Source organism: Streptomyces sp. NPDC048496, assembly GCF_043200055.1.
In the GTDB taxonomy this organism is placed as follows: Bacteria; Actinomycetota; Actinomycetes; order Streptomycetales; family Streptomycetaceae; genus Streptomyces.
Genome location: NZ_JBICXB010000003.1, coordinates 17494 through 42972, shown reverse-complemented (window position 1 = coordinate 42972; position 25479 = coordinate 17494). Strand labels below are relative to the sequence as shown.

At 69.0% G+C, this 25479-nt stretch carries 22 protein-coding genes; 4 read left to right on the top strand and 18 right to left on the bottom strand.

Annotated features, from left to right (window positions below; all coding sequences use genetic code 11):
• Positions 1-2: 2 nt before the first annotated feature.
• The 14 genes from rplE to rpsJ all read right to left on the bottom strand — a co-directional run bounded on the left by rplE (position 3) and on the right by rpsJ (position 6634).
• Positions 3-560 carry a 50S ribosomal protein L5 gene (rplE, locus tag ACGFSA_RS04500; RefSeq protein WP_037688009.1) on the bottom strand — a complete coding sequence of 186 codons (558 nt, stop codon included), beginning with the start codon at positions 558-560 and terminating at the stop codon, positions 3-5.
• Positions 560-883, bottom strand: coding sequence for a 50S ribosomal protein L24 (rplX, locus tag ACGFSA_RS04495; RefSeq protein WP_003966949.1), 324 nt, complete (start codon positions 881-883; stop codon positions 560-562). The genes rplE and rplX overlap by 1 nt, the downstream gene beginning before the upstream one ends.
• A 2-nt stretch (positions 884-885) precedes the next feature.
• The gene (rplN, locus tag ACGFSA_RS04490) at positions 886-1254 is read right to left on the bottom strand and encodes a 50S ribosomal protein L14 (protein WP_003966950.1); all 369 of its coding nucleotides are present in this window, start codon (positions 1252-1254) and stop codon (positions 886-888) included.
• 106 nt (positions 1255-1360) lie between these two features.
• Entirely contained in the window at positions 1361-1645 is a 285-nt protein-coding gene (gene rpsQ, locus ACGFSA_RS04485; RefSeq protein ID WP_030977953.1) for a 30S ribosomal protein S17, read from the bottom strand.
• Complete coding sequence (rpmC, locus tag ACGFSA_RS04480; protein ID WP_015035581.1) at positions 1645-1869, bottom strand: 50S ribosomal protein L29; 225 nt, start codon at positions 1867-1869, stop codon at positions 1645-1647. Before rpmC ends, rpsQ begins: the two co-directional genes overlap by 1 nt.
• A complete protein-coding gene (gene rplP / locus ACGFSA_RS04475) occupies positions 1869-2288 on the bottom strand; it encodes a 50S ribosomal protein L16 (protein WP_014047785.1) in 420 nt (139 codons plus the stop codon). The genes rpmC and rplP overlap by 1 nt, the downstream gene beginning before the upstream one ends.
• Before the next feature lie 5 nt (positions 2289-2293).
• A complete protein-coding gene (gene rpsC, locus ACGFSA_RS04470) occupies positions 2294-3130 on the bottom strand; it encodes a 30S ribosomal protein S3 (RefSeq protein WP_037688007.1) in 837 nt (278 codons plus the stop codon).
• The gene (gene rplV, locus ACGFSA_RS04465) at positions 3130-3477 is read right to left on the bottom strand and encodes a 50S ribosomal protein L22 (protein WP_004571827.1); all 348 of its coding nucleotides are present in this window, start codon (positions 3475-3477) and stop codon (positions 3130-3132) included. The genes rpsC and rplV overlap by 1 nt, the downstream gene beginning before the upstream one ends.
• Positions 3478-3519: 42 nt before the next feature.
• Positions 3520-3801, bottom strand: coding sequence for a 30S ribosomal protein S19 (gene rpsS / locus ACGFSA_RS04460; RefSeq protein ID WP_003966956.1), 282 nt, complete (start codon positions 3799-3801; stop codon positions 3520-3522).
• 12 nt (positions 3802-3813) lie between these two features.
• Complete coding sequence (gene rplB / locus ACGFSA_RS04455; RefSeq protein ID WP_266982598.1) at positions 3814-4650, bottom strand: 50S ribosomal protein L2; 837 nt, start codon at positions 4648-4650, stop codon at positions 3814-3816.
• A 39-nt stretch (positions 4651-4689) separates the two neighbouring features.
• Positions 4690-5013, bottom strand: coding sequence for a 50S ribosomal protein L23 (rplW, locus tag ACGFSA_RS04450; protein WP_037688005.1), 324 nt, complete (start codon positions 5011-5013; stop codon positions 4690-4692).
• Positions 5013-5663, bottom strand: coding sequence for a 50S ribosomal protein L4 (rplD, locus tag ACGFSA_RS04445; protein ID WP_358856903.1), 651 nt, complete (start codon positions 5661-5663; stop codon positions 5013-5015). The genes rplW and rplD overlap by 1 nt, the downstream gene beginning before the upstream one ends.
• Before the next feature lie 4 nt (positions 5664-5667).
• Positions 5668-6312 (bottom strand): 50S ribosomal protein L3, encoded by a 645-nt coding sequence (gene rplC, locus ACGFSA_RS04440; RefSeq protein WP_030914132.1) that lies wholly within the window; start codon positions 6310-6312, stop codon positions 5668-5670.
• A 13-nt stretch (positions 6313-6325) separates the two neighbouring features.
• Positions 6326-6634, bottom strand: a complete 309-nt coding sequence (gene rpsJ, locus ACGFSA_RS04435) for a 30S ribosomal protein S10 (RefSeq protein WP_003948644.1) — start codon at positions 6632-6634, stop codon at positions 6326-6328.
• 535 nt (positions 6635-7169) lie between these two features.
• On the opposite strand from rpsJ, the gene ACGFSA_RS04430 reads away from it, so the two are divergent.
• The 3 genes from ACGFSA_RS04430 to ACGFSA_RS04420 all read left to right on the top strand — a co-directional run bounded on the left by ACGFSA_RS04430 (position 7170) and on the right by ACGFSA_RS04420 (position 12860).
• Complete coding sequence (locus ACGFSA_RS04430; protein ID WP_393299533.1) at positions 7170-9977, top strand: poly(A) polymerase; 2808 nt, start codon at positions 7170-7172, stop codon at positions 9975-9977.
• A gap of 240 nt (positions 9978-10217) precedes the next feature.
• Complete coding sequence (locus ACGFSA_RS04425; protein ID WP_393300264.1) at positions 10218-12242, top strand: PIG-L family deacetylase; 2025 nt, start codon at positions 10218-10220, stop codon at positions 12240-12242.
• 12 nt (positions 12243-12254) lie between these two features.
• Positions 12255-12860, top strand: a complete 606-nt coding sequence (locus ACGFSA_RS04420; protein WP_393299530.1) for a response regulator transcription factor — start codon at positions 12255-12257, stop codon at positions 12858-12860.
• A 703-nt stretch (positions 12861-13563) separates the two neighbouring features.
• On the opposite strand, the gene ACGFSA_RS04415 is transcribed toward ACGFSA_RS04420, so the two are convergent.
• Positions 13564-14034, bottom strand: coding sequence for a hypothetical protein (locus tag ACGFSA_RS04415; protein WP_393299527.1), 471 nt, complete (start codon positions 14032-14034; stop codon positions 13564-13566).
• 137 nt (positions 14035-14171) lie between these two features.
• Positions 14172-20474: a DNRLRE domain-containing protein gene (locus ACGFSA_RS04410; RefSeq protein ID WP_393299524.1), complete on the bottom strand. Its 6303-nt coding sequence runs from the start codon at positions 20472-20474 to the stop codon at positions 14172-14174.
• 309 nt (positions 20475-20783) lie between these two features.
• On the opposite strand from ACGFSA_RS04410, the gene ACGFSA_RS04405 reads away from it, so the two are divergent.
• Entirely contained in the window at positions 20784-21851 is a 1068-nt protein-coding gene (locus ACGFSA_RS04405; RefSeq protein WP_393299521.1) for a sensor histidine kinase, read from the top strand.
• 116 nt (positions 21852-21967) lie between these two features.
• Here the strand turns inward: ACGFSA_RS04405 and tuf are convergent, their stop codons facing one another.
• Both tuf and fusA read right to left on the bottom strand, forming a co-directional pair.
• Positions 21968-23161: an elongation factor Tu gene (gene tuf, locus ACGFSA_RS04400; protein ID WP_266358734.1), complete on the bottom strand. Its 1194-nt coding sequence runs from the start codon at positions 23159-23161 to the stop codon at positions 21968-21970.
• A gap of 161 nt (positions 23162-23322) precedes the next feature.
• On the bottom strand, positions 23323-25452 hold the full coding sequence (gene fusA / locus ACGFSA_RS04395) for an elongation factor G (protein ID WP_393299516.1): 2130 nt from the start codon (positions 25450-25452) through the stop codon (positions 23323-23325).
• Positions 25453-25479 lie beyond the last annotated feature (27 nt).

Here is a 25479-nt window from a genome sequence, read left to right as displayed (position 1 = left end):
GGTCAGTTCTCCTTGAACGGGAAGCCGAGGTGACGAAGGAGGGCACGACCCTCGTCGTCATTGGTCGCCGTGGTGACCACGGTGATGTCCATGCCCCGGACCCGGTCGATCTTGTCCTGGTCGATCTCGTGGAACATGACCTGCTCCGTGAGACCGAAGGTGTAGTTGCCACGGCCGTCGAACTGCTTCGGCGACAGGCCACGGAAGTCACGGATACGCGGCAGCGCGAGCGACAGCGTACGGTCCAGGAACTCCCACATCCGGTCACCGCGGAGGGTGACGTGGCAGCCGATCGGCTGACCCTCGCGCAGCTTGAACTGCGCGATGGACTTGCGGGCCTTGGTGACGGCCGGCTTCTGGCCCGTGATCGTGGTGAGGTCGCGCACGGCGCCATCGATCAGCTTGGAGTCGCGGGCAGCGTCGCCCACACCCATGTTGACCACGATCTTGACCAGGCCGGGGATCTGCATGACGTTCTCGTACGAGAACTCCTCACGCAGCTTGCCGGCGATTTCCTCGCGGTAGCGCGTCTTGAGACGCGGCGCAGTGGTGGCAGTCATCAGATGTCCTCACCGGTCCGCTTGGCAACGCGGATCTTGTTGCCCTCGTCGTCAAAGCGGTAGCCGACGCGGGTGACGACCTTGTTGCCGTCCTTCTCCACGACCAGCTGAACGTTGCTGACGTGAATCGGGGCCTCGGTGGTCACAATGCCACCGGTCTGCGAGCCGCGAGCCGTCTGACCGGCCTTGGTGTGCTTCTTGACCCGGTTGACACCCTCGACGAGGACGCGGTCCTGAGCAGGGTAGGCAACGATGACCTTGCCCTGCTTGCCCTTGTCCTTACCGGTGATGACCTGAACCAGGTCGCCCTTCTTGATCTTCATGCTTACAGCACCTCCGGCGCGAGCGAGATGATCTTCATGAACTTCTTCTCGCGCAGCTCACGGCCCACCGGGCCGAAGATACGGGTGCCGCGGGGGTCGCCGTCGTTCTTCAGAATGACGGCGGCGTTCTCGTCGAAGCGGATGTACGAGCCATCCTGACGACGACGCTCCTTGACGGTGCGAACGATGACGGCCTTGACGACGTCACCCTTCTTCACGTTGCCACCGGGGATCGCGTCCTTGACGGTGGCGACAATGACGTCACCGATGCCCGCGTAGCGGCGACCCGAACCACCGAGAACACGGATGGTGAGGATTTCCTTCGCACCCGTGTTGTCGGCGACGCGAAGTCGCGACTCCTGCTGGATCACGTCTATCTCCTGATCGTCTGCCGGTTCCCGGTGGGGTTCGAACCCTGAACGGGTCGAACCCCACCGAGCCTGGCGGAACTTGCCTGAGGGGAATGCCCCTCAGGAATTACTTGGCCTTCTCGAGGATCTCGACGACGCGCCAGCGCTTCGTCGCAGACAGCGGCCGGGTCTCCATGAGGAGGACACGGTCGCCGACGCCCGCAGCGTTCTGCTCGTCGTGAGCCTTCAGCTTGTTCGTACGGCGGATGACCTTGCCGTACAGGGCGTGCTTGACGCGGTCCTCGACAGCGACGACGACAGTCTTGTCCATCTTGTCGCTGACGACGAGACCCTCACGGGTCTTGCGGAAACCGCGGTCGGTGTTCGTCTCAGTCACAGTCTTCTCGCTCATCAGGCGCTCTCCACCGTCTCGATGCCCAGCTCGCGCTCGCGCATCAGGGTGTAGATCCGGGCGATGTCCTTACGGACGGACTTGAGCCGACCGTGGTTTTCGAGCTGACCGGTCGCCGCCTGGAAGCGGAGATTGAACAGCTCTTCCTTGGCCTCGCGGAGCTTGTTGAGGAGCTCCTCGTTGCCCAGCTCGCGCAGCTCGGACGCCTTGGTACCGGCCGACATCACGACTCACCTGCCTCGCGCCGAACGATCCGGCACTTCATCGGAAGCTTGTGAGCAGCGCGGGTGAGCGCCTCACGAGCAATCTTCTCGTTCGGGTAGGACAGCTCGAACATCACCCGACCGGGCTTGACGTTCGCGATCCACCACTCGGGAGAACCCTTACCGGAACCCATGCGGGTCTCGGCGGGCTTCTTCGTCAGGGGACGGTCCGGGTAGATGTTGATCCAGACCTTGCCGCCACGCTTGATGTGGCGGGTCATCGCGATACGAGCTGCCTCGATCTGGCGGTTCGTCACGTACGCCGGGGTCAGCGCCTGGATGCCGTACTCGCCGAACGCAACCTGCGTGCCACCCTTGGACATACCGCTGCGCTTCGGGTGGTGCTGCTTGCGGTGCTTGACCCTACGGGGGATCAGCATTTCGGTCAGGCCTCCGTTCCGGTGCTCTCAGCCGGAGCAGCGGCGGCGGGAGCGTCGGCCTTGGGGGCCTCGGCTGCCGGCGCGGACTGCTGCGGCTTGCGACCGCGACCGCCACGCTCGCCACCGCGGCCACCGCGGCCGGCCGGGCGGTCAGCGCCGCCACGGGCCGGGCGGTTGCCTGCGCGGGCAGCAGCGTTCTCGGCGCGGACCTCGGCGATGTTCTTGACGTCGCCCTTGTAGATCCAGACCTTCACACCGATGCGGCCGAAGGTCGTCTTGGCCTCGAAGAAGCCGTAGTCGACGTTCGCGCGGAGCGTGTGCAGGGGCACACGGCCCTCGCGGTAGAACTCCGAGCGGGACATCTCGGCGCCGCCGAGGCGGCCACCGCACTGGATCTTGATGCCCTTGGCGCCGGCCTTCATCGAGCTCTGCATGCTCTTGCGCATCGCACGACGGAAGGAGACGCGGGAGGAGAGCTGCTCGGCGACGGCCTGGGCCACCAGCTGAGCGTCCACCTCGGGGTTCTTGACCTCGAGGATGTTCAGCTGGACCTGCTTGCCGGTCAGCTTCTCCAGCTCGCCACGGATGCGGTCGGCCTCGGCGCCACGGCGACCGATGACGATGCCCGGGCGGGCGGTGTGGATGTCAACGCGGACGCGGTCGCGGGTGCGCTCGATCTCAACCTTCGAGATGCCGGCCCGCTCCATGCCCTTCGTCATCATGCGACGAATGGCGACGTCTTCCTTGACGTAGTCCTTGTACAGCTTGTCGGCGTACCAACGGGACTTGAAGTCCGTGGTGATGCCGAGCCGGAACCCGTGCGGGTTTACCTTCTGGCCCATTACCGGGTTCCTTCCTTGCTGCTGACGACCACGGTGATGTGGCTGGTCCGCTTACGGATCCGGTAGGCACGGCCCTGAGCACGCGGACGGAACCGCTTCAGGGTCGGGCCCTCGTCCACGTACGCCTCGCTGATGACCAGCGAAGAGGCGTCGGTGTGGTCGTAGTTGTGTGCAGCGTTGGCAATGGCGCTGTCCAGCACCTTGCCAACCGGCACGCTCGCGGCCTGCGGGGCGAAACGCAGGACCGCCTGAGCCTCCGTGGCATCCATGCCACGGATGAGGTCCACCACGCGGCGGGCCTTCATGGGCGTGACGCGGATGTACCGCGCCTGGGCCCTGGCTTCCATGGTTGTCCCTTCGGTGTAAGTCATAGTCGTTCCACCCCGCGGTTAGCGGCGCTTCGACTTCCGGTCGTCCTTGACGTGGCCGCGGAAGGTGCGAGTCGGCGAGAACTCGCCGAGCTTGTGGCCGACCATCGACTCGGTGACGAACACCGGGACGTGGATCTTGCCGTTGTGCACCGCGATGGTGTGACCCAGCATGGCCGGGACGATCATCGAGCGACGGGACCAGGTCTTGATGACGTTCTTGGTGCCTGCCTCGTTCTGTACGTCCACCTTCTTGATGAGGTGGCCGTCGACGAAGGGCCCCTTCTTGAGACTGCGCGGCATCTAAACCCGCTCCTAGCGCTTCTTGTTCGTCTTGCGGCGGCGGACGATGTACTTGCTCGATGCCTTCTTCGGCGAGCGAGTACGACCCTCCTTCTGACCCCACGGCGAGACCGGGTGGCGACCACCGGAGGTCTTGCCCTCACCACCACCGTGCGGGTGGTCAACCGGGTTCATCGCGACACCGCGGACGGTCGGGCGAACGCCCTTCCAGCGCATACGGCCGGCCTTGCCCCAGTTGATGTTCGACTGCTCGGCGTTGCCGACCTCGCCGATCGTGGCGCGGCAGCGGGCGTCGACCAGGCGGATCTCACCCGACGGCATACGAAGGTGGGCCATGGTGCCCTCCTTCGCCAGCAGCTGCACGGAGGCACCCGCGGAACGGGCGAACTTCGCGCCGCCGCCGGGCCGCAGCTCGATGGCGTGGATGGTCGTACCGACCGGGATGTTGCGCAGCGCCAGGTTGTTACCGGGCTTGATGTCGGCCGTCGGGCCGTTCTCGACCCGGTCGCCCTGCGTCAGTCCACGCGGGGCGATGATGTAGCGCTTCTCGCCGTCCGCGTAGTGCAGGAGCGCGATGCGCGCGGTGCGGTTGGGGTCGTACTCGATGTGCGCGACCTTGGCCGGCACGCCGTCCTTGTCGTGACGACGGAAGTCGATCACTCGGTAGGCGCGCTTGTGGCCACCGCCCTGGTGGCGAACGGTCACACGACCGGCGTTGTTACGGCCGCCCTTGCTGTGCAGGGGGCGGACCAGCGACTTCTCCGGCGTGGACCGCGTGATCTCGACAAAGTCGGCGACGCTGGAGCCACGACGGCCCGGGGTCGTCGGCTTGTACTTGCGGATACCCATTTCTCAGTCCTCGTCCGATTCCGGACGACTCGACCTCCGTCAGGAGGTCGGGCCGCCGAAGATGTCGATACGGTCGCCCTCGGCGAGGGTCACGATGGCGCGCTTGGTGTCAGCGCGCTTGCCGAAACCGGTCTTGGTGCGCTTGCGCTTACCCTGCCGGTTGATCGTGTTGACCCCGGTGACCTTGACCGAGAAGACCGCTTCCACGGCCTGCTTGATCTGGGTCTTGTTGGAGCCGGGCGCGACGATGAACGTGTACTTGTTCTCGTCGAGCAGCGCGTAGCTCTTCTCGGAAACGACCGGCTTGACGAGAACGTCGCGCGGGTCCGTGAAGGTCTTGCTGGTTACGGTCGCCTCGCTCATCAGGCGTCGCTCCCTTCGGTCTCATCGGCCTTGGGGCCAGACACGAAGGACTCGAAAGCGGCCTGGGTGAAGACCACGTCGTCGGAGACGATCACGTCGTACGTGTTGAGCTGGCCCGGCTCCAGGATGTGCACCTGGGGCAGGTTGCGGGCGGACAGCCACGCGGCCTCGTCGGCGCGGTCGACGACCAGGAGCAGGTTCTTGCGCTCCGAGATCTTGCCGAGCAGCGTCTTCGCGGCCTTCGTGGAAACTGCACCGTCGACCACGCCGGTGACGACGTGGATACGGGAGTGGCGTGCCCGGTCGGAGAGGGCACCGCGCAGGGCGGCGGCCTTCATCTTCTTCGGGGTGCGCTGCGAGTAGTCACGCGGCTGCGGGCCGTGGACGACGCCACCGCCGACGAACTGCGGTGCGCGGGTCGAACCCTGGCGGGCGCGGCCGGTGCCCTTCTGGCGGTACGGCTTGCGGCCACCACCACGGACTTCGCCGCGACGCTTGGTCTTGTGCGTGCCCTGACGGGCAGCAGCCAGCTGAGCGACAACGACCTGGTGGATCAGCGGAACGCTGGTCTTCGCGTCGAAGATCTCCGCGGGGAGCTCGACGGTACCGGCCTTGTCGCCTGCCGGCGAAAGGATGTCAATGGTGCTCATTACCTCAAGCCCCCTTGGCCGCGGTACGGACCAGGACGAGGCCGCCGTTCGGACCGGGGACTGCGCCCTTGATGAGGAGCAGACCCTTCTCCGCGTCAACCGCGTGGATGGTCAGGTTCTGGGTGGTGACACGCTCGTTGCCCATGCGACCCGCCATGCGCATGCCCTTGAAGACACGGCCGGGGGTGGCGCAGCCACCGATGGAGCCGGGCATACGGTGCACACGGTGGGCACCGTGGGACGCCTTGCCACCCTTGAAGTTGTGACGCTTCATCACACCGGCGAAGCCCTTGCCCTTGCTCTTGCCCGTGACGTCAACCTTGACGCCGGACTCGAACACTGCGGCAGTGACCTCCTGGCCCAGCGTGTACTCGCTGGCGTCAGGGGTGCGGAGCTCCACCAGGTGGCGGCGCGGGGTCACGTCGGCCTTGGCGAAGTGGCCCTTGAGGGGCTTGTTCACCTTGCGCGGGTCGATCTCGCCGAAGGCGATCTGGACCGACTCGTAGCCGTCGCTGTCGTTGGTGCGGACCTGGGTGACGACGCAGGGCCCGGCCTTGACGACGGTCACCGGGACAACCCGGTTGTTCTCGTCCCAGACCTGGGTCATGCCGAGCTTCTCGCCCAGGACGCCCTTAATGTTCTTAGCCATCTCGCGCGTCACCTCAGAGCTTGATCTCGATGTCGACGCCGGCCGGCAGGTCGAGACGCATCAGCGAGTCAACCGTCTTCGGCGTGGGGTCGAGGATGTCGATGAGGCGCTTGTGCGTGCGCATCTCGAAGTGCTCGCGCGAGTCCTTGTACTTGTGCGGCGACTTGATGACGCAGTACACGTTCTTCTCAGTGGGCAGCGGCACCGGGCCCGCGACCGACGCACCAGTGCGGGTCACCGTCTCGACGATCTTCTTCGCCGAGGAGTCGATGACCTCGTGGTCGTAGGCCTTGAGCCGGATGCGGATCTTCTGTCCCGCCATGGCTACTAGTAGTCCTGTCTCTCGTAACGCTCTGGAACCCGGGGGTTCTCGTAACTCCTCCTCCGACCCACGCGGTCGGGCGTGTCGCATCCCCTCTACGCAGATCTCCCGAAGGATTTCCCAACCAAGGGGGTGCGGGCCGTGGACCGCGCTGTGCTCAATCAAGAGCGTCGGGGGTGGAACACCCACCGGGTGCCTGGTCGGCGCCCCACTTACGCTTCCCGAAAGATTCCCGTACGTCCGGCCCACATGGGGCCGACGAGTACTGTGGGACTCGCTTCCGGTCCTCCCGGCGGGAGGCGCGCAGCATTGACACTCAACCGAGCAACCTGGTCAGTGTGCCATACGCGACGGGAGCCTGGCCAATCCGGCCGAAGAGGTTACCCCGCGGGTGTTGCGTGTCAAACCGCGCCTCACCCAACGCCCTGCGACGCGGCGCCGGGAGAACCGCAGGAGGAATATCCGCTGGAACGCCGCTCCCCCGCCCTCCTACGCCGACCACGGCGAGTGGGACCATCGAGGAGGAGGCGTAGCCGTGCGCACCAGCGAAGAGATCTACCACCGGGTGCGCTGGGACGCGCGCTTCGACCCCGCCCGTTTCGTGGTCGGGATCAACCAGCGCGGCGCCCCGCCCGAGCGCATCCCGCTGCCCGAGTTCGTGCCGGGCGGCGACATCCCCTGGCACCGGGTGCTGTTCTTCGAGGCCGACGGCGAGGTCGTATGGAACCGGGCCACGGGCGTCGACCGGATCGACGACACGGACGCCGGGCGGGTGCGGGAGGCGCGCCGGCTGCGGGCGCCGTTCTTCACGGCCCGCACGCCGTACGCCTGGGACGGCGCCGACTGGGTCCCCGCGCGGACGCCCCGGGCTGCCGGGCCCGCGGGACGGCTGCGCGTGCTGACCTGGAACACCCTGTGGGACCGCTACGACGCCGACCGCATCGGCACCGCCGTGCGCAGACCGCTGCTGATGACCGCGCTGCGCGAGGCCGACGCCGACGTCGTCGCGCTCCAGGAGGTGGAGCCCTCGCTGCTCACGCTGCTGCTCCAGGAGCCGTGGGTGCGTGAGACGTACACCCTGGGGACGGAGCCGGCCTCGCGGGACGTCGACGAGTGCGGTGTGCTGCTGCTGAGCAGGCTGCCCGTGCGGGAGGCCGGACACCACGCGCTCGGCCCGCACAAGGCGGTGGTCGCCCTCGTCGTGGAGACCGGCGCCGGGCCGGTCACCGTCGCCGCGACCCATCTGAGCAGCAACCGCTCGGAGAACGGCGCACAGCGGCGGGACGCCGAACTGGCCCGGATCGCCGAAGGTCTGGCAACCCTCGACGGCGACCTCGTCCTCATGGGCGACTTCAACGACGGCACCGAGGCGCCTGGCACTGTGCTCGGGATGCGCGACGCGTGGAGCGAGGCCCACGGCCCGGACGACGCGACGCCGACGTTCGACCCGCGCGTCAATCCGCTGGCCGCGGTCTCCTCGCTGAGCGGGCGGGCGTCCCGGCTGGACCGGGTGCTGCTGCGCGCCGAGGGGCTGCTGGTGCGGCGCGCCGAACTCCGCGGCGACGTCCCCACGGCCGAGGGCCTGTACATCTCCGACCACTACGGCGTGCTGGCCGAACTGGCCCCTGTGGTCACGGAGAGCGCCGAGGTCCTGGACGTACCGCCCACGGCCCGTACGGCACTGGCATGGATCCCGCCGCAGGAGCTCTGGCCGCCGCTGCAGGCGATCCGGCGGGACCACGACCCGCAGATCCGCCGCTGGCCGCCGCACGTCAATCTGCTCTTCGGCTTCGTCCCCGAGTACACCTTCGAGCAGGCGGCCCCTTTGCTCGCCGCCGCAGCCGCCGCGTGTGCGCCCTTCGATGCGCGGCTGGCGGGTGTGCAGTGGTTCGGGCACCGCGAGGGGGCCACAGTGTGGCTGGACCCGGCGGCCGGGGGCGAGGAGCCGTGGGCCGGCCTGTGGGAGGAGCTGGTGCGGCGGTTCCCCACCTGCCGTGGCCACCACGGAGGCTTCACCCCGCACCTCAGCCTGGGCCGGACCACTGACCCGCACGCCCTGGCCGCCGAGTGCGGCTGGCGGCTCGAGCCGATGCCGGTCCGGGTCGGGGAGCTGGCGCTGCTGTCGCGCCGCGGCGACGAGCCGATGCGGGTACGGGCGACGGTGGCGCTGGGAACGGGCGAGGTGCGCTGGGTACCGGACGCACAGTCGGCGGACGAGCCCCGCGCGCCCGGCCACGGGAACCCCGGCCCGGCCTCGGGTGGCGCCCACCCGGTCGCGGACGCCACCGGTGTCGTACGCCGCGTCCGCGAGGCACTGGCAGGCGCGGTCGTCCATGTCGTCGGGTCCCGGCGCATGGGCTGCGCCCTGCCCGGCGCGGATCTGGATCTGGTGGCGGCGCTGCCGGGCGATGCCGAACTGACCGTTGTACGAGCCCGCTTGGCGGCGGCGCTGCCGGAGGCGGCGGACGTCCGGGAGGTGACCGGAGCGCGGGTCCCCGGTCTGCGGACGGACGTCGACGGCCTGCGAGTGGACCTGGTCGTGGTCCCCACCGGTCCGATGGACCCGGCGGATGCGGTGGGACGCCGAGCGGAGCTGGGCGAGGCGGCGGCGGTCGCGCTCAGCGCGGTGAGCGACGCGGAGGCGGTGCTCGCCCTGGCGGGCGACCGGCAGGAGGCTTTCGCGCGACTGGCCCGGGAGGTCAAGGCGTGGGCGAAGGCACGTGGCCTGGACTCGGCGCCGTTCGGCGGACTTCCCGGCCTGGCGTGGTCCGTCCTGGCGGCCCGTACGGTCCGCGGGGCGGATGACCTGTCGCCCGACGCGCTGCTGCGGCACTTCTTCGCGACCTGGGCGGCCTGGGACTGGCGCGTGCCGGTGGGTACGGCGGGACCGCGGACACCGGAACCGCCGGTCACGATCACGACTCCGTCGGAGCCCGTACGCCCCTGCACCGACCAGGTCACGCCGGGCATGCGCGACCTGCTCACCCAGGAGCTGTTCCGTGCCTGGGAGCTGCTGGATACGGGCTCCCCCGGGCTGCTGTCGCCGCCGCCGCTGCACCGCCGCCACGCGGCCTGGGCGGTCGTGGCCGTGCGCCCGGGACCGGACGAGAGCCGGGTGTGCGGCCGGATGCGCGCCCTGCTCGGCGACCTGTCGGACATGGCCCCCGAGTGCCACGCCTGGCCCCGCCCCTTCGGCACGGACCCGGTCCGCTACGCGATCGGTCTCGGTCCGGTCCCTCCGGACCGCGCACTGGTCGAGGGCGTCGCGGGGCGCCGACTGCGGGGACTCACCGGGGTCACGCTCACGCGCGTCGACGGCGGGGCCGTGCCGACCCTGCACTGACCGGACCGGGCGAGGACCCGATCGATGCCTTTATGGTGCGCCGGTCCGGCGTGTAGCCGCGACAAACATCGCGACCGCTCCGATCCCCGTCTAATCTGCCGCGGGAAGCGGCACTGACCGGCTGCTTCGACGGAGTGAGCGGACGGAGCACGGGGCGTGAGGGATCGATTCGGCCTGGAACCGGGCCGTGCCGGGGTGCGGCGGCGCAGCGTCGTGGCGGCCGCCGCAGCAGCCGCCCTGATGGGCGTCGGAGCCTGTTCCGTACCGGCCCCCCGGCGCAGTGACCCCATGCCCGATCCGACGCCCGGGATGGTGATCGGCGACGCCCGGCAGTCCCTGCTGATGCAGATCCTCGCCCACCCGGACGACGACCTGTACTTCATGAACCCGGACACCCAGCAGGCTCTGGACGCCGGGACCCCGGTGGTCTGTGTGTACCTCACCGCCGGTGAGGCCGTCGGCATCAACCTGATTCCCGGCGCGCCGCGGCCCGCCGCCGACAAGGCGGCGTACTCCTCCGCCCGGCACCAGGGGCTGCGCCAGTCGTACGCGATCCAGCTCGGGCTGCCGATGTTCACCGCCTGGCAGAAGTCCGTCATCGCGCCGGCGGACGGACTCCGGGCCGAGATCAACACCCTGACGCACGGCGGGCGCCGGGTCGAGCTGATCTTCCTCAATACGGCGATGCACACCGGCCGCGGCCGCCTGGGGCTGCCCAGCCTCTGGCACGACCGGGAGCTCGGCCTGCCCACCGTCGTCGCCGAGGGCTCACCGCTGAAGCGGGTGGGCTCGTACACGTACGACAAGATGATCAACGTCCTCGTCGGGCTCCTCGACCACTACCGGCCGACCCTCGTCCACACCATGGATCCGGACCCGGACATCCAGCACAGCACCGAGGCCGCCCGCCGCCGGGACAGCGAGCAGCCCGGCTACTCCGACCACCCCGACCACACCGCGACCGCCTCGTTCACCTGGGCGGCGCTGATCCGGTGGGTAGCCCGCGCCACCGGGGACGGTGGGCCCGTGCCGCGGTTCGTCACCACGGCGTACCGCGGCTACTACAACCGGCACTGGCCGAAGAACCTGCCGTACCGCGTGCTGAAGGAGAAGGCGGCGCACCTCGTCCCGTACGGGGGCGAGGCCGACTGGCGGTGCGGGAACGTGGCGGGCTGCGGGGACTACAACGTGGGCGGCGACAGGCCGCTGACCAACCGCAAGGGCTGGGTCCGCTCCACCCATTACCGCTACCCGGGCCCCCGCCCCACCCTCGCCGCCGGAACGGACGGGCGGCTCACCGCGTACGGAGTCCTCGGACTGCGGGCGGTGCGGTGGCGCGAGAGCGCACCCGGCAGCGGGGTCTGGGACGATCCCGACGACCTCGGCGGCGGACCGCTGGCGCCGGTGCTCGGCGGAGCGACGACGGCGGACGGCAGGCAGCTGCTGTTCGGGCTGCGCTTCGCGGCGCTCGGCGGGCACGGGGCGGCCGACGAGCGGGAGATCGCGCTCCTCGAAGAGAGCTCTCCGGCAGGCGCCTTCCGCGCCTGGCGGGGGCTGGGCAACCCGGAGCGGGACCAGGACCGCGGCCGCAGGATCGGCGTCCCGGTGGCGGTGACGGCACCCGACGGGCGGGTCCATCTCTTCGTACGCAACGCGGACAACGGCGTGAGCACGCGGGTGCGGGAACGGTCCGGGCGGTGGAGCGACTGGCGGGACACCGGCGGCGGCCAGGTCCAGGACGGACTGAGCGCCGTGGTGGACGGACAGGGCCTGGTCCATGTGTTCGCCGCCGGGCATCACGCGGTGCACCACTGGACTCAGGAGACACCCGGAGCCGGACTGACCGCCCATCCGCAGATCGACGGGGCGCCGGTGCCGGGCGACGGGCCGGCCGCGCAGGTCGTCGCGGACGGGTCCGTGGAGCTGCTGTACCGGGCGGCGGCGCGGGCCGCACTGACGGTCGTCCGCGCGGGGGCGGCGGAGGAACGCACCGACTTCGACGGGTACGGGCCGGTGACCGTGGCCGGTTCGCCGTTCGGGCAGGTGCTGCTGGGCCGCACCGAGAAGGGCCGGATCCAGCTCCGTACCGGCGCGGGGCTGTCCGTACGCACCCGGGGACCGGTGGCGCTCGACGGTCCCGCGCTGTACGCGGGGGGCAGGAGGCGCCCGGCGGTGGTGGGGCTGGGGCCGGATGCCCGCCCCTGGTTCTGGCGTCCCAGCAGGCCTGACGACGCAGGTGGGGACCTGCCCGAAGGCAGCGGCTGACATCCTTTGATCATGCTCAAGGTGCTGATCGCCGAGGACATGACGGTCGTACGGGAGGGACTGGTCTCCGTGCTGGCGCGCCGGCCCGGCATCGAGGTCGTGGCCCAGACCGCCCGCGGCGACGAGGTCCTCGCCGCCGCGCTGGCCGCCCGGCCCGACGTGGCGGTATTAGATGTGGCCATGCCGGGCCAGGACGGCATCAGCACGACCCATCAGCTCACCGAGCGACTGCCGTCATGCCGCACCCTCATCCTGACCGTGCTCGACCGGCCAGGACATCTGCGGGCAGCCCGGGAAGCGGGCGCCGCCGGCTACCTGCTGAAGTCGGCCTCGGCCAGGCAGGTGCTGGTCGCGATCCACACGGTGGCGGCAGGCGGCACGGTGTACGACCCCGGCCTGCTCGCCGAGGAGAGCACGGCCGGCGCATCCCCGCTCACCCCACGCGAGACCGACATCCTGCGCCTGGCCGCCCAAGGCATGGGCGCCGCCGAGACAGCGGCCGAGCTGTTCCTCTCCGTACGCACCGTCCGCAACCACCTCTCCCTCGCCACGGGCAAACTGCACGCGCGCACCCTCGTCGACGCGGTGCGCATCGGGGAGCGACACGGATGGATATGACGTCCGGGTCCGGAATCTCGCGGCGCACGGCACCCGTCCCGCTGCTCGCGAGCGCTCCCGCCCGGATCTCTCCGACCGCGCCCACCGAGATCGCGACACCGAGGGCCACTTCCAGCACACCCCATATCAGCGACCAGCCGGAGTCTTTGAACCTGCTGGTCCCGCTTCCCAGCATGGAGGGGACGAAGACCAGGAGAAACGTCAACTTGTATCGGTGCATCGGTCCTTCTTCTCACAGGCTGGACGTCGGTCACCGGTGACTGGACCTTCCTGTGTACTTCCTGCGGAGCGAGCGACGGCCATCGTTCGTCAATGAGCTCTTCCCGTCATTCCGGCATCGGCGATCGGCGTCCCGGTTCCGGACATCGCCCACCACGGTCTGCCCGGCCCGGCCCGCCCCGGCACAGTGGAGGAACCTGCCGCCGGACTCGAAGCACCGCCCCGCCGCTGCACCGTTCTGGGTGTTCGGCTGGACAGCCGAGGCTGACAGGCGTCAAACGTGCCCAGGAGACGCTCGTTCAGACACGCGACACGCGCCCCGGCCGTCAATCGCCTCGGCGGACATCAGACCGTCGTTCGTCCAGAACTGCCCTTCGGGCAGACGAGCCGATGTGAGGACAGTGAACGCATATTTTCGCTCTCCCTCTTACCTCCGCTCGTTTTCCTGCCATGCCAGCCTGCCAGTCACGTCCGCTGAGCCCCGTCACCCGCGCTTCCGCTCACCCTGACCGGGATCCCGGCGGGTGCGGCCGGCGAAATGGACTGGTGAATCGAGGAACCGCGCGAGAATCCGGTCCCTTTCCGGTTTGTCCTCCACTCGTCGCAGCGCGGCGACCGTGTCGACGGGTATCGACATCTCCATCACGACCGGCCCGTCGTCCTTCGATTCGATCATCGCGATCGATTTCACGAACTCGCCGCGCGGCTTCTTGGTCGTGAGCACGTAGCGGATGCCGGAGGGAGTGAGGCGGACAGCGGAGAACTCTGCGATGTCCGAGCCGCTTTCCGGGGTGATCTCGTAGAGTTCGCCGATCCGTCCGGCCCTCTCACCTGCCTCCTGCCCCTCCGTGCTCCCATACCGGCTTCCGAAGAGCCCCCGGCAGAGAATCCCGGCCATGACGGAGAGAATCGCGACCAGCGCGGTGGTCAATCCACTACCCAGGCCGACGGCCACGGCCGCCACGGCGAGTCCGCAGCCGACGCCGCCCCAGATCAACATCACGCCTCGCTCAGGTTTCCGCACGGTCTGTCCGTCCTTCCCTTGTCTGTTGTCGGATTCTTCTGCTGCGGGGGCTCTCAGGTGGTGTCAGATCAGCGGAACTTTCGCCACTTCCAGTTCATCCGCCACCTCGCGACGCGCAACTTCACCCTCAGCCGCCACATGGCAACCCTGGTGCCCAACGATGTCCCTTGGCTGACCCTCACGCCAAGACCGCCACCGACGGCTCCGACCCCGCCAGCCACGGCAAACTGCCCCCAGCGCCAGTTCCGCGTACCGGCGTTCGATGCCGCGTACGCTCCCATTCCGGCCGCCGCTCCTACCGCGACACCACAGACGATGCTCGCCGCACAGAAGCCCGCTCCAACGAATCCGGCCACTCCTATCCCGGCTGAGGCATAGGTGCGCCAGTTGTTCCTGAAATGCCTGCGCGTTCCTCTCCACGCCTTTCCCGCCTTCTTCTTGGCCCAGCTCCACCACTTGCCGTCGAGGTCGTAGCGGTTGAGCGGGTCGGCGTGGACATAGTCGTAGGAGTTCGCGCTGCCCCCGTACACCGGGTCCATGGACAAGAACCGCCCGGTGACCGGGTTGTAGAGGCGCACGCCCATCAGGGTCAGCCCGGTGAGCGTCTCCGCCGAGCGCTGCTTGCCGCCGAGCCAGCCGTAGCGCGCCGGCAGCTGACCGGCCCGCGGATTGCCGTACTCGTCACTGTCGAACGCAACGATGTCGTCCCCCTCCGTGAGCGGGAGGGCGAGCATCACGTCGCCATGGACGTTGGTGAGCTGCAGAACGGTGCCACCCGCCGAACCCGTCGTCGCGGCGAGGTCGCCCGACGCGGACTCGACATTGCGGCTCACCGCGCCACTCGCCCCCGCGGCCGTGTCCTCCTCCGTCCAGCGCGGGCTGTCCCCATCGCCGTCGTAGTGGTTGCGCTTGGACGAACCGCGAGTCCACTCGTCGTCGATGCTGGTCTCGACGGTCCAGGCACGGAAGCGGCGGGACGCGTCCAGCGTCCAGGTCTGGCGCTGGTCGTCCGTGCTCTGGCTCTGGACCAGGTCGTTGGCGTAGTACGCGAAGGACGAGCCCGGCAGAGTCGTGGTACGGCCGAACGCGTCGTACGCGTACCCCGCGTCGACGAGCCGGTCGCCGCTGTCATAGGCGTGCGACGTCGTCGTGACTGTGCCCGTGCTCGTGCAGTCGGCGCCCTCCGGCGCGGCGGACGACGTCAGCCGGGTCCGGTTGGTGCGCTTGTCGAAGGTGTAGGCGCGGCGCGTGCACACATCGCCCACCGTGTCGTCGACCGACGTCAGCCGGCCCGCCTTGTCGTACGCGTACGCCTGCGCCGACCAGCCGGTGTGCGATGTGACCTGTCCGTGGACGGACTCGGAGACCATGTCCGAGGTCACCAGCACACCGTCGCTGTCCCGCGTGTAGGTGCGGCCCACCGCGGTGCCGGTGGTGTCCTGGTCGACGGTGAGGGTGTAGCCGCCGGGCAGCCGCTCGGTGGCCACCCCGCCGTCCGCGTCGTACGCGGTCGTGAAGGCGCCCGCCACCGAGTCCACCGTCTTCGTGGCCAGGCCGCGCGGCTCGGCGGTGTGGTCGTACGTGTACGTCACCGTCGACGGGACGGAGTCCGTGACCTTCGTCCGGCGGCCGAGCAGGTCGTACTCGGTGGTGGTCACCCCGCCGTCCGCGTCCGTGTAGGACACCTCACGGCCCAGTTTGTCGAACACCTTGGTGATCGTGCCGCCGGTCGTGGAGACCGCGCGGACCGCCTGACCGGTGTTCGGGTCGTACTCGGTCGTGGCGTCCGGCACGGCCGCCCCGAGGCCGCCCGTCGTCGCCGTCTTCATGGTGCGGCCGGCGGCGTCGTACGTGGTGGTCGTGGTCCGGGTGACCCCGTTGGCGGTCTCCGCCGCCTTGGCCGTCGCCCCGTACCAGTCGTACTCGGTGGTGGTCACCGGCAGGCCACTCGGGTTGCTCCCACCACCCGTGACCGCCCCGGCGGGTCCGGTGGAGCAGACCAGGTCCGCCCACTCCGGGCGCCCCGCGCAAGTGCCCGTACCGGTCGCCGACCAGTACGTCGTGACGCGAGTGGCGGCATCCGTGCCGGTGGCGCCGGGCAGCAGTTCCTTGGTGACACGGCCCTGGGCGTCGTACTCCTTGGTGGTGGTCAGGGCGAGGCCGGACGGGTCGGTGATCGTCTTCGTCGGCAGGCCCTTGACCCAGTCGTACGTCGTCTGCGTCACCCGCTGCTCGGCGTGGATCGCCGGGAAGTCCAGCAGCTGGGCACCCGTGACGACCTTGGTGACCTGGTTCTCCACCGTCGCCGTGCCGTCCGCGGGACGCCCCTCGTCGTAGGTGTTCTTCGTCCAGGCGCGGGCCACCACCGACTCGCCCGCCGGCAGGAGCGTGGCCGAGCCCGAGGTCACGGGCGCCGTCAGATCGACGCGGCGGGCCGGGCCGAACTCCTCCAGCTCCTTGATGCCCTTGTCGTCGTAGACGGTGCGGGTGCCGAGCAGTTCGGCGCGCGCCGCCGAGGACAGTCCGTCGAGGCCGAGGTCGGCCAGGGTCTCCTTCGCCGCCGCGGTCCGGCCCAGGGCCGTCTCCCGGTTGCGGGCGGTGAGCTCGCGCACCGTGTTGCCGTACTGGTCGTAGTCGGTGGCGGAGATGTGGCCGCCGGGCTGCGCGGTGTTGACCTGACGCCCGGAGGCGTCGGTGTAGGTGACGGTGGCGCGCTTGTAGTCGCCCGCGCCGAGCCCCGAACCCGCGTGGGAGGCGGGAACGGCGTCCGCAGGAAAGACCGCGGTCGCGTCGGTCGGCGCCGCGCTCTGTCCCCAGGCCGCGGTGTCCGACGAGCCCATCGCGTACGGCGCCTTGGTGCCGGTCAACGGCACGTCGTACACGATGCTCGTGGTCGCCGTACCCTCCGGTGTCGCGGTCGTGCCCTGCTTCAGGGCCGTACGCGACACGTTCAGGAGCATCCCGTCACCGGCGGTTGCCGCGTTGCCCGCCTTGCCGTACGTCATGGTCCAGGGCAGCTCACCCGGCGGCGTCACCTGGGTGATCCGGCCCGCGCCGTCGTACGCATACTCCGTCTTGAGGGCAGGCGAGATCTGCGGGTGCCAGGCCTGCCGCAGCCGGCCCGCGCTGTCGTAGGCGAACATCTGCACGGCCTGCGCGGTGGCCGCCGACGCGCCCGGCGCCGTGGCCCAGAGGCGGATCTCGCGGAGCTGGTCCTTGAAGTCGCCCAGCGTGCTCCCCGTGGCCGTCGTGGACGTCGCGTAGACGAACTCCAGCGAGCGGCAGCCCTTGGTGGACGGCGTCGCCGTGCAGGTGCTCGCGGACGCGGCCGTGGTCGGCGCGATGATCCGGGCGGGGCGGACCAGTTTGTCCGTTCCCACGGGCAGCGTCTCGGAGACCACGGTGGTGGTGGAGTTGGTGAGCCCGTCCATGGCGGAGGAGGCGACCTGCCAGGTGGTGGCGCCCGACGGCTTGGTGAACACCGTGGTCATGCCTTCGGTGTCCTTCAGTGTGAAGGACCCGGTCAGCGAACCGGTCAGGGTGAAGTCATCGGCGCCCGGCTCCGGCTTCCAGCCGCCGTTGCTGAGCTTGGTGAAGCCCGTCTCCTCGCCGTCGACGTCCACCAGGGCGACCGAGGTCGCAGTGGACTGCTTGAGGTACGACCAGTCCGACTCGGTCAGCTCGGCGACCGTTCCCGCACTCCACTCCTTGCCGTAGATCGGGAACTGGCCGCTCTGCCCGGCCCCGGCATCGGGCTTGCGCGAGGAGGCGGTGCGCGTGACCGACAGGTCGAAGGCCGAGGCGTCGGTCTCGGAGAGCGTGAAGTCGCCGGTCAGCAGATTCACCGTGCCGGGACCCGCCGACTCGCTGGGCGCGGTGCCCGCGTTGCGGTCGACCGTCACGGTCGCCACCGGGGAGTAGCGGGTCACCGAGCCGTCCGTGAAAGCCGCCCGGATGTCGACCGGGCCGTCCTCGGCGAGGCTGTCGGTGATGTTCCACGTCAACTTCGGCGACACACCGGCGCTGGTGGCCAGAGGCCAGCCGGTCACCTTCGATCCGTCGGCGTCCTTGGTGACGGCGGCGAACGGGGCGTTGGCCCAGGCGTCGGTCTCCCCACGCCGGTACTGGTAGGTGACACCGGTGTAGGTGGGCTTGCCCTTCGCGCCGAGGCTCAGCCGCCGGGCCGGGCGGTCGCCGTCACGGGGCGTCAGCAGATCCGCGCCGTCACCGACGCCGAACTCGTACGCGGTGGTGGCGTTGGACAGATTGCCGCCCGAGTCGATCGTCCGCGCGTAGAGGGTGTGCCAGCCGTCGCCCGGCTTGAGGGTGACGGTCAGCGGGATGCCGCCGCTGCCCTTGACCGTGTCGTCGATCCGCTTCGGGGTGGCCGGGTCGTTCAGTCCGTACAGATACCCCTGGCCGTCGGTGGAGGTGGTGGAGAAGGTGCACTGGGCGCCGTCGGCGTTCTTCTCCGTCCAGGTGTCCTTGGTGTACGGGACACAACTGACGCCGGGCGCGGCAGGCTTCGCCGTGTTCAGCACGAAGGTGGTGTAGCCGGTCCACGCCCCGTACAGCGAGCCGTCGTAGCCCCGCACCCGGTAGCGCAGGTGCGAGCCGGACGGGAAGGCGTTCGCCGCCGGGACCGTGATCTTCGCGGTTCCGCCGGAGGCGACCCCGGCACTCGTGGCGGTGTACGCGTATCCGGCCCCGTCGGTGTACTGGGGGTCCGGGGTGATCTCGAACTGCGCCTTGACCGTGTCGCCGTCCGCGTCGGTCACCTTGGCCGAGAGCTGCGGGGTGAGGGAGGTGACGTACCGCTTGCCGTTGTAGGCGTTCACCTGCGACGGAGTGATGGCCACTGATGTGGGCTTCGCGGGGTACGAGTTGTACTTCACGGTGAGATGCGGTTCCACCGCGTTGTCACCGGCGGCGTACTTGGACGAGCGGTACCGACGCCAGGTGGTGGAATCCGTCTCCGTGACGCCACGCACCTGCACGCCGTAGTTGGCGGCCCCGTCCGCCCAAGCCTGCACGATGCCGGCGACGTTGAAGTTGACGGTGCCCGCCGGGCAGGCCGACGAGAATCCGAGCGCCTTGGTACTGGTGACCGCGCCGGTGTCGGTGGTGGACGGCTGGGCTCCCCAGGTCAGTCCGGAGTTCGTCCACGACGAGGTGACCCGGCGTATCTGCGTACCGGAGCCGCTGGTGGCGCAGGTCGCGGACCAGTACGAGTACAGCGACAGGTTCGCCGAGAGGATCTTCTGCCCGCCGAACTTGGCGACGTCGAACTTCAGATAGGACCGCGCCTTGGTCGAGCCCGCGTCGTACGTACCGGACTTGAGTTCCTTGGACGACGACTGCGAGTCGGGGTAGTTGGTCGCCACCCAGGTGTCGGTGGACGCCGCCAGTGTCGAGGTCGGGTCGACGGTTACGGGGTAGGTGAGCCCGGACGTCCGGAAGTACTCCGGGTCGGGCTTGAGCACCAGCGTCTGCGCGCCGTCCTTCGCCGTCTCGATGCTGGTGTCCACCTGGGCGAGGTGCCGGGACTCGCCGGACGCGGGATCGGTGGACGAGTCCCACATCACCGGCGCCGGTGCCTCGGCGGTCAGCTTCCCCGCCACGTCCTTGAGCAGCAGCCTTCCGGTCTCATGGTCCCGGGACAGCACAAGTCCCTTCAGCCGCAACGGAATGCGGTAGACGGGTGGCTGGGCCGGTGCCATGTCGAGGACGACGTTCTGCTCGAACCCGTCGGCCAGCGCCCGCACCGTCAGGGTCTGGCTGCCGCCCAGGTCGTAGGAGGCGAGGTCACCGTCGACCTCGGCCTTGGGCAGCGCCCCCTGCCAGCCCATGCCGAACGACTTCGCGCCACGCTCGACGGAGGCCAGCAGGCCGGGCTCGGCTCCGCCTCCGCCGGACACCGTGATGTCGGCGAGCGCCGTACGCGGTTCGTAGTCCCGGCCGACCCGCTCCAGCTCGGTGTCGATGTCGGCCCACGCGCCATCGCTCTCGCGGGTGCGGACCGGTGCCTGGAACAACTCGGCCGACAGGCTCCCGTCCGGCTCCGCGTACGTGGTCGAGGTCTCGGTCCGCTCGGACAGGACCTCCACGCGGTTGCCCGAGAGCCGGGCCGCGACCCGCGCCGCGTTCACGTCGGCGGCCTCGGTAACCTTCTTCACGGGGACGGGGACGGGGGCGGCGCGGAACGCTGCCGCCTTCTTCCCGGCGGGCATGCTGACGGCTTCGCCGGTGGTGGCCACGGTGACCGCCCCCTCCGCGACCAGCAGGCCGGCCAGCGTCAGGGCGATCCGGGGCAGGACCCGTCTCTTTCTGCCCGCGTTCGGGGCACTTCTCGTGTTCCACTCGCTTTTCACAGGAGGTGGCTCCCTCGTTCGACGATCACATCGCCGACGAGTCAAATGTCCGCGCCATGAGTCGTGAAGTGACCACGTCACGAATACGGCTTCACATCCGGATCACCACAGACCACGACCGACCCCGGCCCGACCCGGCATACAGCCCTCCGCGCCCCTCCCAAGTCCTGAAAGTGGATGTCCCGTTTCCGTCGTCCTTCCCCTCGCCACGCCCGCACAACTGGCACCGCGCTTGTTCTCCTGGTCGGCGGGACCGTCGCGCTGCTCGCTCTGGACCTGGTCACGCTCCCGTTAAGCCGCCGGTCGGCCGTGACCGCCCTGATCCTGCTGATCCTCCTGCCCGCCGTACTCCTCGGGCAGTACGCTCCCCCGCCGTACCGCCTGCGCTACCGCTCCCGCTGGCTGCTCCTGATCATCCAGGCGGCCCTCACCTACGGACCGGTACTGCTGCTCAAACTGCCCTGGCTGAACCTGCTGGGGTTCCTGGCCGGAGCCGTCCTGCTGACCGTTCCGCGTCCCGCCTCCCTGATCGTCACCGCGGCGGTCTGTGCCAGCGGTCCGCTCCTGGTCAACGGCCTTGAGTTCGACAACCGCAGCGGACTCGGCGTTCTGCTCGCCACCCTGATCACCGCGGGCAGCGTCTACGGCATCGCCCATCTCTCCTTGTTCGTCGCCCGGCTGCACGCCGCCCAGAACCACGCCGCCCACACCGCCGTACAGACCGAACGCGACCGCGTCGCGCGCGACCTGCACGACGTCCTCGGTTCGGCGCTCACCCTGATCGCGATGCGCGCCTCCCTGGGCGTGGAGGACGAGGAGCCCGCCGTCGCCCTCGACGAGATCGCCCGGATCGCCCGGCGCACCCTCGCCGAGGTCCGGGCCGTCTCCCGCGACAACGTCACCCTGTCGCTGGCCACGGAGCTCGCCCAGGCGGCCCAGGTCCTCGCCGCCGCCGGGATCACCGTGCGCAGCGACATCGCGCCGTTCACCGCCGATGATCTGCCCCGGGCCGTCGACCACTGTCTCGCCGTGGTCGCGCGGGAGGCCGTCGCCAATGTCCTGCGCCACTCCCGCGCCGCCCACTGCTCGATCTCCCTGAGCATCATCCGCAAGGCAGCCACCGACCGGTCCGTCGAATTCTCCGTGGACAACGACGCCCCCGACTCCCCCGGTGCGGCCGCCCCGAGCACCGGCCTCACCAACCTCGCCGCCCGCGCCGCCGAACTCGGCGGAACCGTGACCACCGAGCGGCCGTCCCCGGGACACTTCCGTCTGCTGGTCCGGCTGCCACTGCCGAGCGGCAGCCGGACCGTGGGCCGGACCCGGCGCCCGGACACGCCCCGAGGCCCCGCACCGCAGCGGGACGCCGTGGGCTGACTCGGGGTCCACGCGGCGTCGTCACACGCCGAAGGGCCCCGGTCCACCGCTTGCGCGGCGGGCCGGGGCCCTTCTTGGTGCTCTGTGCGGAGCTACCAGGTCAGACAGTCAGGTAATTACTTGACGATCTTGGTGACCTGGCCGGCGCCCACGGTCCGGCCACCCTCACGGATGGCGAACTTCAGGCCCTCTTCCATGGCGACCGGCTGGATCAGCACGACGTTCATGACGGTGTTGTCGCCCGGCATGACCATCTCGGTGCCCTCGGGAAGGGTCACAACGCCCGTCACGTCCGTGGTACGGAAGTAGAACTGCGGGCGGTAGTTGTTGAAGAACGGGGTGTGGCGGCCACCCTCGTCCTTCGACAGGATGTAGGCCTGGGCCTCGAACTCGGTGTGCGGCGTGACCGAACCGGGCTTGATGATGACCTGGCCGCGCTCGACGTCCTCGCGCTTGATGCCACGGAGGAGCAGACCGACGTTCTCACCGGCCTGGCCCTCGTCGAGCAGCTTGCGGAACATCTCGATGCCGGTGACCGTGGTGGTGGTCTTCTCCTGCTTGATACCGACGATGTCGACGGTCTCGTTGACCTTCAGGACACCACGCTCGATACGACCGGTGACGACGGTGCCACGACCGGTGATCGTGAAGACGTCCTCGATCGGCATCAGGAACGGCTTGTCGACGTCGCGCTCGGGCTGCGGGATCGACTCGTCGACGGCCTTCATCAGGTCGAGGACGGTCTGGCCCCACTCCTTGTCGCCCTCAAGAGCCTTGAGCGCCGAGACCTTGACGACCGGCAGGTCGTCGCCCGGGAACTCGTACTCGGAGAGGAGCTCACGGACCTCGAGCTCGACGAGCTCCAGGATCTCCTCGTCGTCCACCATGTCGGCCTTGTTCAGGGCGACGACGATGTACGGAACGCCGACCTGGCGGGCCAGGAGCACGTGCTCCTTGGTCTGCGGCATCGGGCCGTCGGTGGCGGCGACCACGAGGATGGCGCCGTCCATCTGCGCGGCACCCGTGATCATGTTCTTGATGTAGTCCGCGTGACCCGGGCAGTCGACGTGCGCGTAGTGACGCGACTCCGTCTGGTACTCGACGTGCGCGATCGAGATCGTGATACCGCGCTGGCGCTCCTCAGGAGCCTTGTCGATCTGGTCGAAGGCCGAGGCCTCGTTCAGGTCCGGGTACGCGTCGTGCAGCACCTTGGTAATGGCGGCCGTGAGGGTCGTCTTACCGTGGTCGATGTGACCGATGGTGCCGATGTTGACGTGCGGCTTAGTCCGCTCGAACTTCGCCTTCGCCACTGGGTCCTCCTGTGGAGTGGTTCTGTACGCCTTGCTTCATCGGCGCCAGGTGATCTTTGCTGGGATGCCGGGGCCAGGGGCATTCACCGCATTGCTTGCGCTCTGCGACGAATGCCCCCATCAGGCTCCGGTGACAAGCCTAAAGCGTGAGCTCGGGAGAGTTACTCGCCCTTGGCCTTCGCGATGATCTCCTCGGCGACGTTCCGCGGAACCTCGGCGTAGGAGTCGAACTGCATCGAGTAGCTTGCGCGACCCGAGGTCTTGCTGCGGAGGTCTCCGACATAGCCGAACATCTCCGAGAGGGGCACGAGGCCCTTCACGACGCGAGCGCCGCTGCGCTCCTCCATGGCCTGGATCTGGCCACGGCGGGAGTTGAGGTCGCCGATCACATCGCCCATGTAGTCCTCGGGCGTGGTGACCTCGACGGCCATCATCGGCTCGAGGAGCACGGGGGACGCCTTGCGGGCACCCTCCTTGAACGCCTGCGAACCGGCGATCTTGAAGGCGAGCTCGGAGGAGTCGACCTCGTGGTAACCACCGTCGAGAAGGGTGACGCGGACGCCGACCATCTCGTAACCGGCCAGGATGCCGAACTGCATGGCTTCCTGAGCACCCGCGTCCACCGAGGGGATGTACTCACGGGGGATGCGGCCACCGGTGACCTTGTTGACGAACTCGTAGGACGCGTCGCCACCCTCGATGGGCTCAAGGGCGATCTGCACCTTCGCGAACTGGCCGGTACCACCAGTCTGCTTCTTGTGCGTGTAGTCGATGCGCTCGACGGCCTTGCGGATCGTCTCGCGGTACGCGACCTGCGGCTTGCCGACGTTCGCCTCGACGCGGAACTCGCGCTTCATGCGGTCGACGAGCACCTCGAGGTGAAGCTCGCCCATACCACCGATGATGGTCTGGCCGGTCTCCTCGTCGGAGTGCACCTGGAAGGACGGGTCCTCCTCGGAGAGGCGCTGGATGGCGACACCCAGCTTCTCCTGGTCACCCTTGGACTTGGGCTCGATGGCGACCTGAATGACCGGCGCCGGGAAGTCCATGGACTCCAGGATCACCGGGTTCTTGTCGTCACACAGCGTCTCACCGGTGGTGGTCTGCTTCAGGCCCATGACGGCGATGATGTCACCGGCGCCCACCGACGCGATCTCCTCACGCTTGTTCGCGTGCATACGGTAGATCTTGCCGATGCGCTCCTTCTTGCCCTTGACCGAGTTCAGCACCGCGGTGCCGGCCTCGAGGCGACCGGAGTAGATCCGGACGAAGGTGAGCTTGCCGAGGTGCGGGTCGCTCGCGATCTTGAACGCCAGGCCGGAGAACGGCTCGTCGTCCGAGGGCATGCGCTTGACGACAACCTCGGGGTCCTTGACGTCGTGGCCCTCGATGGCCTCGACGTCCAGGGGGGAAGGCAGGTAGCGGACGACCGCGTCGAGCAGGGGCTGGACGCCCTTGTTCTTGAACGCCGTGCCACAGAACACCGGGGTGACGGTGACGGAGCCCGCGCCGCCCTTCGATGCGAGGGTGATCCGACGGATCGCCTCGTGCAGCTGCTCCTCGGTGGGCTCGACGCCCTCCAGGTACAGCTCCATCATCTGGTCGTCGTTCTCGGAGACGGCCTCGAGCAGCTTGCCGCGCCACTCCTGAGCTGCCTCGATGTGGGTGTCCGGGATGTCGACGGTGTCGTACATCTCGCCCTTGGCGGCCTCTTCCGGCCACACAAAGGCCTTCATCGACACGAGGTCGACGATGCCCTTGAAGTCGGCCTCGGCGCCGATGGGGAGCTGCATGACGAGCGGGACCGCACCGAGGCGGTCGACGATCATGTCGACGCAGCGGTGGAACTCGGCACCCGTACGGTCGAGCTTGTTGACGAAGCAGATACGCGGCACGCCGTAGCGGTCCGCCTGACGCCAGACGGTCTCGGACTGCGGCTCGACGCCCGCCACACCGTCGAACACGGTGACAGCGCCGTCGAGGACGCGGAGCGAACGCTCCACCTCGACGGTGAAGTCGACGTGACCCGGGGTGTCGATGATGTTGATGGTGTGGTCAACATCATTGAGCGGCCAGTGGCAGGTCGTCGCGGCGGACGTGATCGTGATGCCGCGCTCCTGCTCCTGCTCCATCCAGTCCATCGTGGCTGCGCCGTCGTGGACTTCACCGATCTTGTAAGAAACACCGGTGTAGAAGAGGATCCGCTCAGTGGTGGTCGTCTTGCCCGCGTCGATGTGGGCCATGATCCCAATGTTGCGGACCTTGGCCAGGTCAAGCGAAGTGGTGGCCATAAGGCTCAATCTTCTCTCGGTCTCGAT

Coding starts and splice junctions, on each gene's coding strand:
- rpsQ (WP_030977953.1), bottom strand. CDS start 1,645: ATGAGCGAGAAGACTGTGACTGAGACGAACACCGACCGCGGTTTCCGC.
- rplP (WP_014047785.1), bottom strand. CDS start 2,288: ATGCTGATCCCCCGTAGGGTCAAGCACCGCAAGCAGCACCACCCGAAG.
- rplC (WP_030914132.1), bottom strand. CDS start 6,312: ATGGCTAAGAACATTAAGGGCGTCCTGGGCGAGAAGCTCGGCATGACC.
- rplD (WP_358856903.1), bottom strand. CDS start 5,663: ATGAGCACCATTGACATCCTTTCGCCGGCAGGCGACAAGGCCGGTACC.
- ACGFSA_RS04420 (WP_393299530.1), top strand. CDS start 12,255: ATGCTCAAGGTGCTGATCGCCGAGGACATGACGGTCGTACGGGAGGGA.
- rplB (WP_266982598.1), bottom strand. CDS start 4,650: ATGGGTATCCGCAAGTACAAGCCGACGACCCCGGGCCGTCGTGGCTCC.
- fusA (WP_393299516.1), bottom strand. CDS start 25,452: ATGGCCACCACTTCGCTTGACCTGGCCAAGGTCCGCAACATTGGGATC.
- rpsC (WP_037688007.1), bottom strand. CDS start 3,130: ATGGGCCAGAAGGTAAACCCGCACGGGTTCCGGCTCGGCATCACCACG.
- rplW (WP_037688005.1), bottom strand. CDS start 5,013: ATGAGCGAGGCGACCGTAACCAGCAAGACCTTCACGGACCCGCGCGAC.
- rpmC (WP_015035581.1), bottom strand. CDS start 1,869: ATGTCGGCCGGTACCAAGGCGTCCGAGCTGCGCGAGCTGGGCAACGAG.
- ACGFSA_RS04425 (WP_393300264.1), top strand. CDS start 10,218: ATGGGCGTCGGAGCCTGTTCCGTACCGGCCCCCCGGCGCAGTGACCCC.
- rpsJ (WP_003948644.1), bottom strand. CDS start 6,634: ATGGCGGGACAGAAGATCCGCATCCGGCTCAAGGCCTACGACCACGAG.
- rplE (WP_037688009.1), bottom strand. CDS start 560: ATGACTGCCACCACTGCGCCGCGTCTCAAGACGCGCTACCGCGAGGAA.
- rplV (WP_004571827.1), bottom strand. CDS start 3,477: ATGGAAGCCAGGGCCCAGGCGCGGTACATCCGCGTCACGCCCATGAAG.
- rpsS (WP_003966956.1), bottom strand. CDS start 3,801: ATGCCGCGCAGTCTCAAGAAGGGGCCCTTCGTCGACGGCCACCTCATC.
- rplX (WP_003966949.1), bottom strand. CDS start 883: ATGAAGATCAAGAAGGGCGACCTGGTTCAGGTCATCACCGGTAAGGAC.